This is a genomic window from Streptomyces sp. P17, from assembly GCF_032436805.1.
GTDB lineage: Bacteria > Actinomycetota > Actinomycetes > Streptomycetales > Streptomycetaceae > Streptomyces.
The window spans coordinates 1-245 of record NZ_JAVRBF010001332.1 but is presented as its reverse complement, the minus strand read 5'-3'; the positions used below and the strand labels follow the sequence as shown (position 1 = coordinate 245).

The following is a 245-nucleotide window of genomic DNA, read 5'->3' as shown; positions in this document are numbered from 1 at the left end:
GATTGCAGGATGTCTTCAAAAGAACCGACGGCGATCTCAAGGCGATGACGCTGGCGCTGGTCGATTCCGACGAGGCCTGGAAAGCGCCGCTGACCAAGATCCGCTCGCCATACGAATTCCTGGTCGCGACCAGCCGCGTGCTGGCGCGTATACCGGAAGATCCCGGGCGTTACCTTGGCGGCCTCAACACGCTCGGTCAGCCACTGTGGGCGCCGGCGGGTCCGAACGGATTTCCCGACACCAAC

1 protein-coding gene is annotated in these 245 nt (G+C 63.3%); it reads left to right on the top strand.

The genetic code is table 11. The features are described from left to right. Positions 1–245, top strand: a 245-nt coding sequence (locus RMT89_RS44870; RefSeq protein ID WP_315889506.1) for a DUF1800 family protein, incomplete at both ends; no start/stop codon positions are given.